This window comes from Pedobacter nutrimenti, from assembly GCF_032678445.1.
GTDB lineage: Bacteria > Bacteroidota > Bacteroidia > Sphingobacteriales > Sphingobacteriaceae > Pedobacter > Pedobacter nutrimenti_A.
This window is the reverse complement of the sequence record NZ_JAVTSQ010000002.1, coordinates 15,760-33,479: the sequence shown is the minus strand read 5'-3', so window position 1 is coordinate 33,479 and position 17,720 is coordinate 15,760. Positions and strand designations below refer to the sequence as shown.

The following is a 17,720-nucleotide window of genomic DNA, read 5'->3' as shown; positions in this document are numbered from 1 at the left end:
GGTTGGATTTTTTTTGTTTGTCGGAAAGCGTTTTTTTAATTCATGCGTTTCATCATAGGCGGTTTGGTTTTATCGTAATGGTATTTTGCTGTTTGATAATAGAAGCCGATAACATTGGTTTGAGCAGTTCCAGGAATTCCTGCTCTGTTTTGGCCATTACTCTACCCGACAGTCGGATGTTTTTAAATTGTTCTGGCTGGTCAATTTTTACGGTAACGTTATAGGTGAGCTCCAGTAATTCCCGTATTTCTTCAATGCTGGTATCGTTAAATTCATAGTTTCCGGTCATCCAGCCTTTATAGAGGCTGGCGTTCACTTTTGAAGAGATTAACTGTTTATTTTTAAACAAAGCCTTGTTGCCCGGATGTAAGGTGGTTACCTGATTTTTACTTTCCACCCTGACTACGCCCGTGTTGACCACAACACCTTCTTCCTCTCCGTGTTGCTGTACATTAAAGGAGGTTCCTAATACGCTGATGCTCAATGCGGCAGTTTTAATGGTAAAAGCTTTCCTGTTTCCATGGGTATCCAATTGCTTGGCAACCTCAAAAAAGCCATCGCCCTTTAAATCGATGATCCGGCTTACCTGTTCAAAATTTGAAGGGTAATGAATGGAACTCCCAGGCTTTAACCAGACCTGTGAATGATCGGGCAGGAGCACCTTTTTCATGGCCTCATTCTTCGCCACCTGAACGGTGATCCATGTTGAGTTATTATGCCTGGAATACAACAGGGCTGCACCGGCCAGGAGTATTACTGCAGCGGCATACCTCCATAGTTTTGGAAATTTTATCCCTTTTTTATCTGTTTTTTCTTCTCTGTTGTATTTTTCGGTGATGCTTGCCCATACTTGTGGATCGGCCGATACCTGACTTTCGTTTTTTGAGAGGGCTTCTACAGCATCTTTGATTTTAAAATACAGGATTTTATTTTCCGGGCTCTGATCTATCCATTGCAGAAATTCAGCCGTTTCTTCCTCACTGGCCTTTCCTTCAATGTATTTTAGTATGAGTGTGTATATTGCTTCGTCCTGCTTCATTTTTGTGTTTTATACCAGGAAGACGACGAGCTTTTAAAAACTACGTACTGATCAGAGAAATTTTTTTTTAATCACCTGGAAAGGTGCAGAACGATATTGTTTTTTACAGGAGGAAGTTGAAAAGCATGCTGACGTTACGCAGGGCAAGCTTTAACTGCTTCATCCCTTTGTACACATGGGTTTCTACTGTTCGTGGAGAGATGTTAAACTCTTCTGAGATTTGAATGGTTTTTTTACCGTAAATGAATTTTGAGATAAGAATTTCACGGCATTTATCTGGCAGGCTGTCCAGTGCTTTAAATAAGGCAGCTTCATCTTCATTCAATAGTAAACTCTGATGGTTTGAGGGATCGTAATAGCTCAACTCCTCTAAATTGAGGCGGAGGATCTGATCTACATATTTTCCGTGGACATTTTGAGACTTTACGTAATCGAGGTATTTGTTCTTGATGGCTTTATAAACGTAATGTTCGAGCTTTCCGGCAATGGTGAGGGTGCCGCATTTTTTTAGCAACTGAAGGAATACGTCTTGTACTAAATCTTTGGCCTGCTCTTGAGAAACAAACTTTGTTGCATAGTGAACCAATTTGGCGTAGTGTGCGATAAAAAGATCGTGCACATCTGTTTCGGTTAGATGTTTGGTATCCATCATCATTTGGTTTTAGGTTAGCCCGATTGAAAACTAAACTAGCCACTGAATCCAAAAATAAAATGAAAAGATTAAGCACAAACGTTTGAGTTGGTGTTATGGAGTGAGGCTGAAATTGGATTTTTGTTAGCTAAAAGAAGAATTTTTGTGGTTTAAGGGGAATGCAGGATGTGGATGTTGGGCGTTTTGGGGTTTTTGGTTTGGGTTTGTTGCTGGAATTTGGTTGGTTTTTGATTTTGGGTTGGAAATGGGGGACGGAATTGGGGGTTTTTAAGGAAAAATAAGGATGTTCGGGTTGTTCAGACAAACGTTTGCGTTAAATCTTTTAGCTGGATATTGAGTGCGAGGGGGGGGGTGAAAATATGTTTTCAGATCTCTCTGGACCTTCCGCGAAGAGCTTCAGGCCCTGAGGTTCGATCTTGAAAACATATTTTCTTGGGTGCAGACCGGATTTCGTGGTTAAAGAATTTTGAAAAGCCTAGATACCTTAAGGCTCTCCTAGGAGAGTTCAGGAGCAAGTAAGTCTTCAACTTTTTCGAGATCAAATACTTCAAAGATTTCTTTTAGTTCATCGTTGCCTGCGCCACGCCAGATCATTTGCTTTATAAGTTGTAATATATCACTGGTAAAAAAGCGGAGATCATTTTCCGACCAATGTTTTCCGCGCTCATCCATATAATCCTGTAATGGATTTTCTCCATTTTTACTAAGCATTCTTAAACCAACACTCGTGCCTTTCAGTTTTTTTCTACCTGCGCGGGCATAAATATAGATGTTATCATAAGCTTTAGCTGTAAATACACGTTCGAGCGTATCCATAATGGCATTATACCTGAGATCATGTTGATGTTTACTTACCAATCTGCCGTAACCACTTTGAGCGCGCATGGCTTCATAACGTAGTCGTGTACCTAGAAAGCTAAGATTATGATGAACGGACAATAGCATCACAGAAACAGTATATCCTATATTTTTCATACTATGAATGGTATCATTCATCCGATCACCTGAAGAAAAAGTAGTCTCCAGAATGTAGTTAAAGTCATTATCTTCACAGTGTTTTCTAAGCCTGTCATTCCAGACTAATGAATAATCTGCTGTAATATCAGGATAATATTTCTCGTGCTTTGACTTGATCTCTTGATACAGTGGATGCTGATCTCTGTAATCATCAGCATTGCATGTTACAGTATTAATTCCTAAAACATCTTGAGCTTGGGTGATAAGCTCGCCCTTACCTGAACCTGGTTGGCCACCAAGTATGATTACATGCGGATCTTTTACTGACGTAATACCTAAAGTATTATTGTGAATTATTCGTTCCGAAATTTCATTGACCTTTTCAGGTGCTAAAAGATACTGTTGTTTGAGTTTTTTAAGCTCTTGATCCATTAGAAAAGAAAGTTGCTATAGTTCGCAATGATCTTTAGCATACGTTCTTTGGATTTGAAATTCTTTGAATCCCGGCTTAATTTAGAAGCTTGCAGCGAAATTTCTTCTAATTCCTTAATTCTGTTTAGATCCGGATTTGGTTTATGTAATTCCTCAAGCTGTTCCTTGATACTTCCATTGACCACCTGACTCAATACATGACGACTAGTTTCCGTTAGTTTATACCAATCTAATGCAGAACCGCTAAAGGTAATTGGGTTTTCTCCCATGTTGGTTTTGCTGCTTTTATTCTCTTCGCGAATTGTCGTGCCATCTGAGTTTGGTGTCTCTAAATCGGGTGCCATATTATTGCAGTATTCATGCAAATATACAAAATTTCTATTTCTATAACTTATCATAGTGGTTTGCTCTTCTAAGATTGTTTCTATTTGATGGTATGTGTTAATATATCTCTATAACTAATCCACCTCCCAGTGGACTATTCTGATAGGTTTTTCGAATGGCATTCTGGAAAAAATACAAATGCTGATCGAATTCTTCATAGCTGATTTTTCCTTCATTACTTAATGAAATTGTGCTATAAATAAATGTTACCCTTTCCGATTCTATTTTGAGATCATAACGGTAATCAATACCGCTGCTAAATGCTGGGTTGCCGTTTTCTTCAAGATATTTGTTGAGCTGCGACTTTGTTGGTTTAGAATCTAACAATGACAGTGCTTCCTTACAATCTTCATTTGAGGTATATTCTATTCCATACATATCGCTATAGTATTGCTCTAAAAAAGGCTTTAAATTCTTTTCTAAGATTTCTGGTTTTAATGTCCAAATGTATTTTCCATCAGTTTTTTTGAAGTTGAATGAGGATGGGTTATCTACCAATTCATGTACAAATTTTTCCAGTGATGTTTCGTCCTGGATTCTTACATCTTCAACCCAGGCAAAGAATTCAGTAATTATTTCTGTGTTTATAAATATTCCCATTGTTTAATGATTTTGTTGTTAGTTAATGTTGTAAAGGTATGTTTAATAATTAAAGGTTTCAATATTTATTCAAAAATTAATATTTGATATTTTTATGATAATTTTGAAGGGTTTGCCAAAATTTTGACGGAGAGAATGAAAGGCATAGGGGGTATGCCGTGAGGGGAAGATGATTTATTGGTATAGGGCAAATAATAAAAAGGCCAAATCATACAATTTGGCCTTTTTATTATGTAACGCTTACTGCGAAAGCGTATATATTTTTAATTGATACTCTTTTCTAATTGGCGACGGATTTTCCTTACGAAGGAAATTGGGGCATCTACGGCTTTAGCTGCCTGTTCATTTGAAAATCCAAAGGTGGCGATTAAGTTGGTTACAAAATGTTCTTTTACTTGCGATTTCCCAATCTCGATTCCTTTTGCTTTTCCAATCTCGATTCCTTCGATTTTGCCAATTGTTTTGCCTTCTTCGATATTCAGCATTTTTTCTGTTTCTATAATTCCCATAGTGATTTATGTTGGGAAAATATGTTTTCAGATCTCTCTGGACCTTCCGCGAAGAGCTTCAGGCCCTAAGGTTCGATCTTGAAAACATATTTTCTTGGGTGCAGACCGGATTTCGTGTATTTGGTTGAGGTTATAAGGCTTCAATTTCTTTGATGGTAAGTTTAACGGCTTTAGAAATGAATTCTATAGTCAAACCTATATTTTTGAGTTCACGGGCTATTTCTTTTTTTTCTTCAAGGGCTTTTGCCTGTGCTTTTTGTTTTCCTTTTTTGTAAAGGAAATCTTTTTCTTCTTTAAAAAATGTGCTTACTGATTGCATAGCTTGTTGAAATTGTTGTTTAATAATGGCATGTTTCGTCTTTGATTCTTAAATCCAACCCCGGACAAAAAAATCATTAATTATTTCTGTGTTGATAGATGTTTCCATTGTTTAATGATTTTGTTGTTAGTTATTTCTGTAAAGGTATGTTTAATAATTAAAGGTGTTGATGTTTGTTTAAAAATTAATATTTGATATTTTTATGATAATATTGGAGGGTTTGCCAAAATTTTGATGGAGAGAATGAAAGGCATAGAGGTTATGGTTACATAATAAAAAGGCCAAATCATATGATTCGGCCTTTTTTATTATGCAACGCTTACAGGGGAAGCATATATTTTTAATTGCTGCTTTCTTTTAACTGGCTGCGGATTTTTTTTACGAAAGTAAGCGAAACTTCTGCAAAATCTGCTGCTTGTTTATCTGTAAAGTCTAATTTTGAGATTAGTTTTTTTACAAAATTTTCGTTGCCAATCTCGATTCCTTGTTCGATATTCAGCATTTTTTCTGTTTCTATAATTCCCATAGTGATTTTATGTGGGGAAAATATGTTTTCAGATCTCTCTGAACCTTCCGCGAAGAGCTTCAGGTCCTGATGTTCGATCTTGAAAACATATTTTCTTGGGTGCAGACCGGATTTCGTGGTTAAAGGAAGGCTTTTAATTGATGCCCTTTTCTAGCTGTCTGCGGATTTTCCTTACAAAGGAAAGAGGAGCATCTGCAACTTTAGCAGCTTGGGCATCTGATAGGCCTAATTGGAGAATTAGGTTTGTTACTACCTTTTCTTGTTTTGCGAGTTGACCAATTTCAATTCCCTCTTCAATATTCAGCATTTTTTCTGTTTCTATAATTCCCATGGTGATTTGCTCTCCTGTTAGGTTTTTTAAACGTTCTTCAAATTTAAGATTTAATTCTTTGTTTTCAATGTGTAACATGTTTTCTAAGAAAAGCAAGAATCTGGTGATGCTTTGTTGTGTATAGTTTCCATTGTCGGTTAATTTTTCTATAATTTTTATTTTGGTATTGTGTAATTCTAATTCACCTAGTTGTTTTCTGAAGAGTTCTTTTTGTGCTACTAAGACAACCAACGCAAAAGGATTGTCGAACTGCAGGAGCTCTTCTTCTGTATGCTGGAAGATTTGGTAGGTATTGTGCTTGAAAGAAAGTTCCGTTCCCAGCATTTTATAGTAATATTTGTCTGGCTGTAGTTGGTCTGGTTTTCCAGTAAATATGGTATGAGATACAATAGGAAGGTTATAGCGGTCAGTTAATCTGTACCAGTACGTTAGTACTCTTTGAGGGAATTTAGCGTTGGTTTCGGTTTGTATTTCTACATGGAGGAGGAAAAGTTCGTGCATCCCGTTACACAAATGTATTCTAGCTAGCATGTCTGCGTTGCGGGTGCCTCCTCTTTTCTTGCGGTCTGGGGAGATCTCCAGGAGTTCTTTGTCCATGAAGCTGATGGGCTTTTCCAGGTCGAAAATTTGATCGGCGTCTTTGTATAGAAAGCGCAGCATGTCGGAGAAATAATCTTCGAATGCACTTTTGAAAAAGATGTCGTTCTTTTTTTTGAGTGGCTTGTTTTCTGTTTTTTGCGGGCCTGTTTTTGGGGCTGCAATGTTCAATGCTGGTTTACTATTTTGTTTTTCTGCTCGTCTCATCTATGCTAATGTAGATGTAGTATTTTTAAATAAAAAATTTTAACCTGAAAAATCATTATATTTAATTTAAAGAAATAGTGGTTGGTGATATTGTATTGAATGAAGTGGTTTGGTTCCTGGTTCGAAAAAAAATAAAAAATATTTTCAATCCTTGTACCCCTTTGGCCTGAGTTGTTCTTTATGGTATTAATTGGGGGAGATAAAACCTCGTTATGTTATGACAAAAGAAGAAGCTAAAGCATTGATCTTAAAATATAATTCGGGCTTGTGTTCGGATGGGGAGCGGGAGTTGGTGGAGGATTGGTATAGCCAGTTTGCTATTGATGAGGCTTCTGGCTTGTCTGTGACTGATTTTGATCAGATTGGTGTGGAAATGTGGGCTGGGTTACCGGATGAGGTTAAAGGAAATGCTGGAATGGGCAGATCTGTTAAGTTATGGCCTCGGATTGCTGCGGCTGCGGCTGTTCTTTTAGTTGTGGGATTGGGTGTTTTCTTTTACATTAACTCCAGCCGCCACGTCATCCTGAATTCATTTCAGGATCTCGGACTCGTTGGTCACGACCTTAACCCAGGTTCTAACAAAGCTTACCTGATTTTATCCAATGGTAAACGCGTATCCTTAACTGATGCGGCGAACGGTGCCATTGCTAAAGAAGCTGGTGTAGAAATTACAAAAACTGCGGATGGGAAAGTGGTTTATGCTCCACGTCATCCTGAATTTAGTTCAGGATCCCGGACTAGCTATTCGAATGCTCTTAACACAATCGAAACTCCGAAAGGAGGTCAGTATCAGGTCCGACTCCCTGACGGATCTAAAGTATGGCTCAATGCCGCCTCTAAATTGATTTATCCGGTTTCCTTTATTGGGCGTGGGCAACGGGAGGTTACTTTAAGCGGCGAAGCCTACTTCGAGATTGCTAAGGACAAAAGCCATCCTTTTCATGTTAAAACTCTTAAACAGGATGTGGAAGTGTTGGGAACTCACTTTAACATCAATAGTTATGCGGATGAACCGAATATTAAAACAACGCTACTTGAGGGTAGTGTAAAAGTGAACGACGCGATTCTCAAACCCGGCCAGCAGTCTATCCTTGCCGGAGGCAAGATTAAAGTTGTTCCTGCGGATCTTGAGGAGACTGTTGCCTGGAAAAATGGCTTGTTCCGTTTTGAAAACGCGGATCTACCTACTGTAATGCGGCAAATTGCGCGGTGGTACGATGTGGACATCGTATATCCTGCTCAGATACCTGCAGGAACCTTTACGGGAGAGGTTTACCGCAATATGACCGCTTCTAAAGTGCTGGATGGTTTAGGCTTTACAGGCGTAAAGTTTAAAATAGAAGGCAAAAAGATCATTATTACCCATTAGAACCAACCTATGTTATCAACTATATACTAACCGACAAAACCAACCAAAATGAACAGAAGAACTAAACATCCGGGTTAATTAACCAGGGTCAATTTTAAACAAAGAAGCCGGTAAAGTGTGCGACCACGATAACCGGCATAGGTTTAAGCTGACCCATTCCCAGCCAAAGGCAGGGATAAACAAAATTGCGATTCGTTTATGTGTTAACTAAAACCCAAGTAAAGGTATGGATAAATATACTTTTAACCTAGGTATGCCCTTTAAGTGGCTACCTCCTAAAATTCTATTGATTATGAAATTAATCATAGTACTCATGATCAGTTTCCTTATGCAGGTGAGTGCAGCAGGATACGGTCAGAAGATTAATATAGATAAAAACAATACTTCATTGAAAGAAGTATTGGAAAACATAAAGAAGCAGACTGGTTATGTCTTTTTTTCTAAGGATTATGACCTGAAACAAGCGAAGATCAGCGTCAAATTAAAAGATGCGGATATAGATGAAGCATTGGAAACTTGTTTAAAAGGCTTGCCGCTTTCGTATAAGATTGTGGATAAGACGGTTTTTGTGCAACTGAAAGAAAAAACCTTTCTGGAGAGGGTGGTTGCCGCCCTTAATAGCATTGACGCTTCTGGCAGGGTGGTGGATTCGGAGAATCGTCCGCTTCCTGGCGCGAGCGTGAAGGTGAAAGCGACAGGTAAGGCCGTGAGTACGGATGAGAAGGGAAGGTTTTTTTTAAGAGGGGTGGAAGAGGGCGCTGTGCTGGTAATTTCTTTCATTGGATACTTGCCAAAGGAAGTACTTGCCAGTGCGAATCTTGGAAATATCGTACTGGAGCAGAGCTTGTCAAAATTGGATGAGATTCAGGTGATAGCATACGGAACGACTACACAGAGGCTAAGTACAGGAAATGTGACGACGATAAAGGCAGATGTGATAGAAAAGCAGCCGGTGAATAACCCGCTGCTTGCTTTGCAGGGCAGGGTGCCCGGATTGTTTATAGAGCAGGCAACTGGTTTTGCCGGGACTGGGGTGAAGGTTAGGATACAGGGACAGAATAGTCGGAATAATGGGAATGATCCTTTGTATGTGATTGATGGAATTCCTTTCACTTCGCAATTGTTGTCTTTGGGTAACGGAATATTACCTGTACAGGGAATGTCAGGTGCCAGCACTTTCGGAAGTCCACTAAGTTTCATAAATCCATCTGACATTGAAAGTATAGATGTATTAAAAGATGCGGATGCAACGGCAATTTATGGTTCTCGTGCGGCAAATGGGGCAATATTGATTACTACTAAAAAAGGAAAAGCAGGTGATACGAGAGTAAATCTGAACCTTCAATCTGGGTGGGCGAAGGTGCCGAGAAAGCTTGATTTGATGAATTCACAACAATACCTTGAAATGAGGAAAGAAGCTTTACGAAATGATGGCATCGCCGCCCCTGATCCAGGACCGTATGCGGACAGCGACGTAAATGGCAATTGGGATACTTCCCGTTATACAGACTGGCAAAAGGAATTGATTGGAAGAACTGCGACCTATCAGGACTTGAACGCTTCTGTATCCGGAGGAAACGACCGAACTAATTTTTTTGTAGGTGCAGGTCATCATCGGGAAACCACGGTTTTTCCAGGTCATTATACGGATAACAAAACATCTGTGCGTTTTAGCATCAATAATACTTCCGCAAATCATAAATTTAAAATTCAGTTTTCGGGGAGTTATTTGTTTGATAACAATCAATTGCCAGATTACGATTTAACCTCAGATGCAATGAAATTGCCGCCTGTCGCACCAGCTCTTTATAAAGCTGATGGTAGTATCAATTGGGCACCTGATGCATCGGCAAACACAACTTTTAGTAGTAATCCAATAGGGTATATGTTCGATAGTTTTCTAAATAAAACATCGAATTTGATGAGCAACATGACTTTGAGTTATCAGATTTTACCTGGTTTGGAAATTAAGAGTGTATTTGGATATAATAAACTAAATACTAATATAACTAATAAGATTCTTCTTCAATCTCGGATTCCTGAATTGGCTCCTTACAGTTCAAGGGGAACTTTTTTTATAAATAACGATATTAGTTCCTGGTCTATCGAACCACAATTAACTTATACTCAAAATATAAGTAATGGGAAGCTAGATGTACTTTTGGGTACTACAATTTCCAAGAATAACAGTTTAGGATCAGGAATTGTAGCATCTGGCTTTAGTAATGATCTGGTGATGGATGATATACTTTCTGCGACAAGTATTAGTGCAATGTCTTCAATTAATTCTGTTTATAAGTACAATGCCATATTTGGTCGGATCAATTATAATTGGGAGGATAAGTACGTCATAAATTTAACAGGTAGAAGAGACGGAAGTTCGCGTTTTGGGCCTGAAAGTCAATTTCATAATTTTGCTGCCATTGGTGGTGCCTGGATCTTTTCTAATGAATCGCTAATTAAAGATCATTTTAGTGTTTTAAGTTTTGGAAAGCTAAAGGCGAGTTATGGAATAACTGGTAATGATCAGATTGGGGATTATCGGTTTCTGAGTTTATATGATCCTCTTCAACAGGAGATACCTTATCAGGGGGTTGTCGCTTATAAACCGAACCGTTTAACCAATCCATATCTGGAATGGGAGGAAACACGGAAATTACAATTTGGATTGGACTTAGGATTTTTGAAAGACAGAATACTGTTAAATGCGAATTACTATATCAACCATTCCTCGAATCAACTAAGTGCTTATGCTCTTCCAATAACTACAGGTTTTTTTTCTATAGATCAAAATAAATTAGATAAGGTTAGAAATTCAGGATGGGATTTTACCATAACGAGTACGAATCTACAAACTAAAGATTTCAAATGGTCAACCAGTATAAATTGGTCAACAACTAAATCAAGGCTAAATTACTCTCCAGATCAAAGATTTTCATCAACTAAAATAGTTGGGGAGCCGGTGAGTGCAATCTACGTCTATCATTTTTTAGGTGTGGACCCTACAACTGGAATTTATCAATTTGGAGATCATAATGGAAATCCAACATCTACGCCTGACCCAGCTTTAGATGCGACCGTTTTACTTGATCTTGCGCCTAAGTTTTACGGTGGGGTTCAGAATTCATTTTCATATAAAGGTTTTCAGTTAGATTTTTTATTCTCTTTTGTCAAACAGATTGGCCAAAATTCTGCATTTGGAGTTGGATCCCCAGGTCAAGGCCAAGGTTATTCTTATGGAAATCAATTGGCATCTCTGTTGGATAGGTGGAAGAAACCTGGAGATATATCCGCCATACAGAGATTTACAACCAATAGAGCTGACGTAACCCAAGCACTTGAAATATTGAATGAAAGTGATGCAGCGTGGACTGAGGCTTCTTATATACGTTTGAAGAATGTTTCTCTTTCCTGGAAATTGCCTGAAAACTGGGATAAGCGTGCACATTTACAAAATTGTAGCTTATTTGTACAAGGCCAAAATCTATGGACTTTCACAAAATATAAAGGACTGGATCCCGAAACAAAAAGCTCGGCAACACTTCCTCCTTTGAGAGTAGTTACCATCGGTCTAAAAGTTACCTTATAAATGTTTTCCAATCTAAAAATAAAGATATGATTTGTAAAAGAATATTCATTTGGACTTTAATATTTGCCAGTTTTCTACTTAGCAATTGTAAGAAACTGGTAGAAATAGATGGCCCAGCTACTAGTGTCAGCTCAAAGAATGTTTACAATAATGACGCCACAGCTGTCGGAGCAATTACTTCCTTATATGTAAATTTAAGTAAGGGCAGCCCGTTAGATCCGCAAGAACTTAGCGGTCTATCTGGTATTGCTGGCTTATCAGCAGATGAGCTTGATTATTATTCAGGAGCAGGATACTCGACTTTGGCTGTTTATTATCAAAATTCCCTTAATTCACAAAATATATATAGCGGTTTTTGGGGCACTACTTATCAAAGACTCTACGTTGTAAATGCAGCCTTGGAAGGACTCGAATCCTCTACTGGACTCACTACTATTGTAAAGCAATATTTAACGGGAGAGGCTCATTTTATGCGTGCCTTCTATTATTTCTACCTGGTGAATTTGTATGGTGATGTACCATTGGTAACGAGTACAGATTATACGATCAATGCGGTGATTAAAAGATCAGCAAAAGCAGATGTTTACAATCAAATTGTAACAGATTTGAAAGCAGCGCAAAACCTTTTAAGCGACAGTTACTTAAGTGGTGATGGAAAAACATCTTATCCAATCGGTTCGGAAGAACGCGTGAGACCGAATAAATGGGCAGCAACGGCTCTTTTGGCCAGAACTTATTTGTTTATGGAGCAATGGACAAATGCAGATATACAGGCTTCTGTGGTTTTAGCAAATACTTCAGAGTTTCAATTAGAATCGCTTGATAAAGTGTTTTTGAAGAACAACAGAGAGGCTATTTGGCAATTACAACCTACTCAACTCGGTTTTAATACACAAGAAGCGCAGTGGTTTGCGATACAACCGGAAGGGCCGTCAGGTTATAGCCCAGTTTATTTGAGCAGCGAATTACTTAAAGATTTTGAAAAAGGTGACCGGCGGAAAGTTAACTGGATAGGTAGCGTAAATGCAAATGGTACAACCTATTATTATCCATATAAATACAAGGTAAAAAGGTCATCTTTAACAGATGTTCCTGTTACAGAGTATAGTACGGTAATGCGTTTGGCTGAATTGTATTTGATCCGTGCGGAATCCAGAGCACAGTTAGGTAATCGAACCGATGCGATTTCTGATGTTGATCAGATCAGGAACAGGGCTGGGTTGCCTTTGGTTAAGGATATCAATCCGAATATCTCTCAAGAAGATTTAATCAACCTAATTCTAAAAGAAAAACGAGTAGAGTTATTTATAGAATGGGGACACCGCTGGTTAGATCTAAAACGAACAAATAAGATAGATGAGGTAATGTCTAAAGTTACGCCGAAGAAAAGTAACGGAGGCGTATGGAAAAGTTACCAGCAGTACTATCCAATTAACACTTACGAATTACAAAGCAATCCAAATTTAGCACAAACTATAGGCTATTGAGTGGCACGAATGCTAGTTGTGAAACAAGCAATGCTGTTTTAAAGATGAGGGCAGGCCCCTCGGCTCGGCATACAGGTGCCGAAGCCAAACCACCACTAAGTTGCTGTGGTAAAGAACCACGGTGGCGAGCGTTAGTGGAAAAGGCATCGTAAGAGTTGCCAGGTAAGTGTTAAGAAGACGAGCGCAAGCGAACCGATCGAAGAGGTGTCGAAAGGATTGGACGATGTCAGAACCGGGAACCAGTAGCTACCCGGGATAAGTAAGGAAGTTACCTGTTTACTGGCCTTATGGCATCCGGCATATAGACGGCGTGATCTAAACACAGGCTTTAATGCGGAACGTGCGAACCTGTCGTAGCGATGCTAAGGGAAAACCTCAAGCCGGAGAGCCAGCAAGAGGGAAAGTACCGATGCGCTTCACGGGGGCGGAACTCTTCGTAGTACTATTGAAGGCTCTGTAATGGAGGTGGAGGGAAGGGGGAGTATTATTCAAGTTTTAGAAAACATAGAAGGAAACTGCCTAACAGCAGGAGGTACAGAAATGAAGAAAACAAAACCATTTACAATTGGAAAACTAGAAGTAATGAATGCTTACAACAAGGTGAAAGCGAACAAAGGAAGCGGAGGCGTGGATCAGATGAGTTTACAAGACTTTGAGCTAGACAAAGCAAACCATCTGTATAAGCTGTGGAACCAGATGAGTTCTGGCAGTTACATGCCCTGTGCGGTGAAGTTGGTTGAAATCCCGAAGAAAGGTGGCGGTAAAAGGCCACTGGGCATTCCTACTATAGTAGACCGAGTGGGTCAGACCGTAGTAAAAGACCTGCTGGAAAAAGATATGGAGAAGATCTTCCATGAAGACAGTTACGGTTACCGTCCAAACAAATCAGCCCATCAGGCAATCGAGCAAGCCCGTAAGCGTTGCTGGAAATTTGACTGGGTGATAGACATGGATATCCGTGGCTACTTTGACAACATTCCGCATGAGTTGCTGATGAAAGCCGTAAGGAAGCACACCGACACCAAATGGGTGCTGCTCTACATCGAGAGATGGTTAGTTGCACCGTTGCAATTGGAGGATGGAACCATAGTGGCAAGAACGAAAGGCGTTCCGCAAGGATCGGTAATCGGGCCATTATTGGCTAACCTTTACTTGCACTACGTCATGGATGTGTGGCTAAGCAGGAACCATCCTGACTGCCCGTTTGAGCGTTACGCAGATGACAGTGTGATCCATTGCGCAAGTAGGCCAAAGGCTGAAAGAGTACTGCAATTATTAGCAGAAAGAATGCAGGAATGTGGTTTGGAAATGCATTCTGAGAAAACGAAGATCGTGTACTGCAAGGACAGCAACAGAAGAAGGAAGTTTGAACCCTACGGTGAGTTCGACTTTCTTGGCCATACATTCAGGCCAAGACAAGCTCAACACAGTGGTCGTAAGGAGACTTTCAGCAACTGGCTGCCAGCAGTGAGCAGGAAATCGAAACAGTCTATGACTGAGAAGATGAAAAGCTGGACGATCCTTCGGGCATCAGATGCACAGATTGAGGATATAGCGAAAGCAATCAATCCTGTTTTGAGAGGCTGGATCAATTACTACGGTAAGTTTTACCGAACAGAATTAAAGGACTTTATGCAGAGCGTAAATCGAATGATTGCCCGCTGGGCACGTCGCAAGTACAAGAAGCTCCGAACGAGCTTGCTAAAAGCCATCATGTGGCTAAAGGGAATATCAGTTAGACAACCAGCCTTATTTCCGCATTGGGAGTTCGGCTCAAAACCTTTTTAAGAAATGGGAAATAACAGAGAAATCCAAGTCCAACCTTCGCACGCGGGATGCTTGACACGAAGTCAATGGTTGGATAATAAGAGCCGTATGATGGGAGACCATCACGTACGGATCTATGAGAATCTCAGGCTGAAATGCCTGGGTTTACTTAACAATTAAATAATAATGAGACTTTTTTTAACAATGATTTTGTTTTTCTGTGTAAACAGTCTGTTTGCGCAGAAACCAGTGATGGATTCTACAGCTTATAAAACTTGGCCTTCCTTAGGAGGACCAATAATTAGTAAAAATGGACAGTATGTATTTTACAATATTAACAATATACCAGTAGGAAGTAGAACTTTCGTGGTCCAATCTACAGATGGGAAATGGAAAAAGGAATTTAAAGGAGGATTGATCGAGAACTCAGGGATTCTTAGTGATAAATATTTCTTATTTAATACTAAGAAAGATAGTATGGGGATGCTTACGCTCGGAACTGATCAAATTCAATATATTCCAAATACCTTATGGTACAATCTTAAGGAGAGTAAAGGAGCGGAATATCTGTTTTATCCCTCTAGACTTAATTCAAAGGACTTAGTTTTAAAGAATTTGAAAACTAATAAAGAAAGAATATTTGCTAATGTGGATAGCTGGAGTTTTGATAAAGATGTACTGGTTTTATTCAAATCAATTAATGGGAATGATCAGAAGCAATCTGTAAATATTGCAGATATAGCTAACGGTAAGGTCTGTAAAATATGGGAGGGGAATAAACCCGAAAATCTAATTCTTGATGTAAAGCATCAGCAGCTGGCTTTTAAAACTGGAGATTCGGTCTGGTATTACAAGATGGGTTCCTCTCAGGCAGTTTGTATTATCGGGAAAAATCCAAAGAATATAGAGGAAGGACTAGACTTAGGATATCTTAGTTCTTTTAGCAAAGATGGGGAACGTATATTCGCTTCGTTAACGAAAAAGGGGAATTCAAAGCCACAGTCAAAAAAAGTTGTTGAATTATGGAGCTATACAGATACAGTCCTGCAAAGTGAACAGAAAACGGAAGTCGGTGATCAGACCTACCTCGCCGTCATTAATATTGCAGATCGAAATATGATACGATTGCAACACCAAACATTTGCAGGCCTTCAGTTTCCAACATCTGAAGGTGTGAGCGATACAATAGCTTTAATACAAAATCCTATTATAGGTGATCGTTGGAGTATGACTTATAAATGGACCTGGGATTTGGTTTCAGTAAAGAATGGCAACAGAAAAAAATTAAATTTTTTAGACAATTTAAAACCATTCTTAGTTCAACTCTCACCATGTGGAAAATATATCATCTTCTTTGATACAACCAAACAGAATTATTTTAGCTATGAGATTTCTACTAAAACAGTTCGAAATTTGACGAAAGGTCTTAATGTATCATGGATTGGTATTGATCATAATGATAGAGATGATTCAAAAGGCGCCCGAGGAATAACTTCCCTTATTTGGCTAGAAAACGATGAATCTGTATTCATTTATGATCGATATGATATCTGGAAAATAGATCCGTTAGATAAACAAAAAGCTGTTAATCTAACTAATGGGTACGGTCAAAAGAATAATGTCATTTTTAATTATGCATTTGACTTATTTAAAGGAAATATACTCAATAAGAATGAAAAACTATATCTAACTGCTTTTAACAACGAGAATAAAAGCAATGGCTTTTTCGTGAAACAATTGGATAAAGCAGGAGATCCTGAACTTTTACATATGGGAGCCTATTTGTATCAAACAAATATTGTTGGTTACGTTCCGGACGATTCTGATTTCTCGCCAATTAAGGCAATGAAATCAAATATGTATGTTGTTCGAAGAATGAGTACAACTGATGCTCCAAATTATTTCAGCACTAAAGACTTTAAAACTTTTACTAGGTTGAGTGATTTGCAGCCGCAGAGAAAATACAATTGGTATACTACAGAATTGCATACTTGGAAATCATTGGATGGAAGAACTTTAAAGGGTATACTATATAAGCCAGAGAATTTTGACCCAAACAAAAAATATCCTATTATCTTTCATTATTATGAACGTAAATCAGATGGATTGAATGCATTTATCACCCCTACGTTATTATGTAATGGTTGCAATATTGATATACCAACTTATGTAAGTAATGGATACTTGGTGTTTACTCCAGATATCTATTATAAAGTAGGTGATGCTATGCAAGGTACCTATGATGCAGTAATTTCTGCAGCTAATTATGTTTCAACCTTGTCATTTGTTAATGCAAAAAAAATGGGAATTCAGGGCTGTAGTTTTGGAGGATTACAAACCAATTACCTGGTAACGCATACGAATTTATTTGCTGCTGCTGAAAGTTCTTCTGGGCTTGCTGATTTGGTAAGTAATTATGGAAGTCTTGGTGATCGTGGTATATATAATTGGCAAGATTTTCACGAAAACGGCCAACTTAGGATGGGAGGAAGTCTTTGGGAAAGACCAGAAGTCTACATCAAAAACTCACCAATTTTTCAGGCAGATAAAGTGACCACCCCTTTTTTAATTATGCACACTAAAATAGATGATGGATGTCCTTTTATCAATGAAATAGAGCTTTTTATGGGATTGAGGCGATTGGGTAAGAAGACGTGGATGTTAGTTTATCCTAAAGGAAATCACGGGCTTTCGGACAAAGATGAAGTAAAGGACCTTAGTACCCGAATGATGCAGTTCTTTGATCATTATCTGAAAGATAAACCCGCACCATTTTGGATGTTGGATGGAATTCGGCCATCGAAAGAAGGTATTAATGATAGCTTCAAACTTGATGATACAGGCAGGACTCCTGGGTCGGGGTTATTGTCTCCAATAGAGCAAAAGAAAGTAGATTCATTAATGACCAGAAAACCTGTTACGATCACACTGAAATAAATAATAAGTAAGAAAAAT

14 protein-coding genes are annotated in these 17,720 nt (G+C 38.7%); 5 read left to right on the top strand and 9 right to left on the bottom strand.

What is annotated here, in order from left to right:
- Positions 1-52: 52 nt before the first annotated feature.
- The 9 genes from R2S08_RS02865 to R2S08_RS02825 all read right to left on the bottom strand — a co-directional run bounded on the left by R2S08_RS02865 (position 53) and on the right by R2S08_RS02825 (position 6,553).
- Complete coding sequence (locus R2S08_RS02865; RefSeq protein WP_316833784.1) at positions 53-1,039, bottom strand: FecR family protein; 987 nt, start codon at positions 1,037-1,039, stop codon at positions 53-55.
- A 103-nt stretch (positions 1,040-1,142) separates the two neighbouring features.
- Entirely contained in the window at positions 1,143-1,694 is a 552-nt protein-coding gene (locus tag R2S08_RS02860) for an RNA polymerase sigma-70 factor (RefSeq protein WP_316833783.1), read from the bottom strand.
- Between the two features lie 492 nt (positions 1,695-2,186).
- Positions 2,187-3,080: a zeta toxin family protein gene (locus R2S08_RS02855; protein ID WP_316833782.1), complete on the bottom strand. Its 894-nt coding sequence runs from the start codon at positions 3,078-3,080 to the stop codon at positions 2,187-2,189.
- Positions 3,080-3,424 (bottom strand): hypothetical protein, encoded by a 345-nt coding sequence (locus R2S08_RS02850; RefSeq protein ID WP_316833781.1) that lies wholly within the window; start codon positions 3,422-3,424, stop codon positions 3,080-3,082. Before R2S08_RS02850 ends, R2S08_RS02855 begins: the two co-directional genes overlap by 1 nt.
- Positions 3,425-3,521: 97 nt before the next feature.
- Entirely contained in the window at positions 3,522-4,064 is a 543-nt protein-coding gene (locus tag R2S08_RS02845) for a hypothetical protein (RefSeq protein WP_316833780.1), read from the bottom strand.
- 263 nt (positions 4,065-4,327) lie between these two features.
- Positions 4,328-4,573, bottom strand: a complete 246-nt coding sequence (locus R2S08_RS02840) for a hypothetical protein (protein ID WP_316833779.1) — start codon at positions 4,571-4,573, stop codon at positions 4,328-4,330.
- 130 nt (positions 4,574-4,703) lie between these two features.
- Positions 4,704-4,892: a hypothetical protein gene (locus R2S08_RS02835; RefSeq protein WP_316833778.1), complete on the bottom strand. Its 189-nt coding sequence runs from the start codon at positions 4,890-4,892 to the stop codon at positions 4,704-4,706.
- Between the two features lie 340 nt (positions 4,893-5,232).
- Entirely contained in the window at positions 5,233-5,418 is a 186-nt protein-coding gene (locus tag R2S08_RS02830; protein WP_316833777.1) for a hypothetical protein, read from the bottom strand.
- Positions 5,419-5,551: 133 nt separating this feature from the next.
- Positions 5,552-6,553, bottom strand: coding sequence for a hypothetical protein (locus R2S08_RS02825; RefSeq protein WP_316833776.1), 1,002 nt, complete (start codon positions 6,551-6,553; stop codon positions 5,552-5,554).
- 217 nt (positions 6,554-6,770) lie between these two features.
- Here R2S08_RS02825 and R2S08_RS02820 point away from each other — a divergent pair, with 217 nt between their 5' ends.
- The 5 genes from R2S08_RS02820 (at position 6,771) to R2S08_RS02800 (ending at position 17,702) form a co-directional block, all read left to right on the top strand.
- Positions 6,771-7,922, top strand: coding sequence for a FecR family protein (locus R2S08_RS02820; RefSeq protein ID WP_316833775.1), 1,152 nt, complete (start codon positions 6,771-6,773; stop codon positions 7,920-7,922).
- A 292-nt stretch (positions 7,923-8,214) separates the two neighbouring features.
- Positions 8,215-11,511: a SusC/RagA family TonB-linked outer membrane protein gene (locus tag R2S08_RS02815; protein ID WP_316833774.1), complete on the top strand. Its 3,297-nt coding sequence runs from the start codon at positions 8,215-8,217 to the stop codon at positions 11,509-11,511.
- 26 nt (positions 11,512-11,537) lie between these two features.
- Complete coding sequence (locus R2S08_RS02810; RefSeq protein ID WP_316833773.1) at positions 11,538-12,998, top strand: RagB/SusD family nutrient uptake outer membrane protein; 1,461 nt, start codon at positions 11,538-11,540, stop codon at positions 12,996-12,998.
- Positions 12,999-13,457: 459 nt separating this feature from the next.
- Entirely contained in the window at positions 13,458-14,786 is a 1,329-nt protein-coding gene (gene ltrA, locus R2S08_RS02805) for a group II intron reverse transcriptase/maturase (protein ID WP_316833772.1), read from the top strand.
- 165 nt (positions 14,787-14,951) lie between these two features.
- Positions 14,952-17,702: an alpha/beta hydrolase family protein gene (locus tag R2S08_RS02800; RefSeq protein WP_316833771.1), complete on the top strand. Its 2,751-nt coding sequence runs from the start codon at positions 14,952-14,954 to the stop codon at positions 17,700-17,702.
- Positions 17,703-17,720 lie beyond the last annotated feature (18 nt).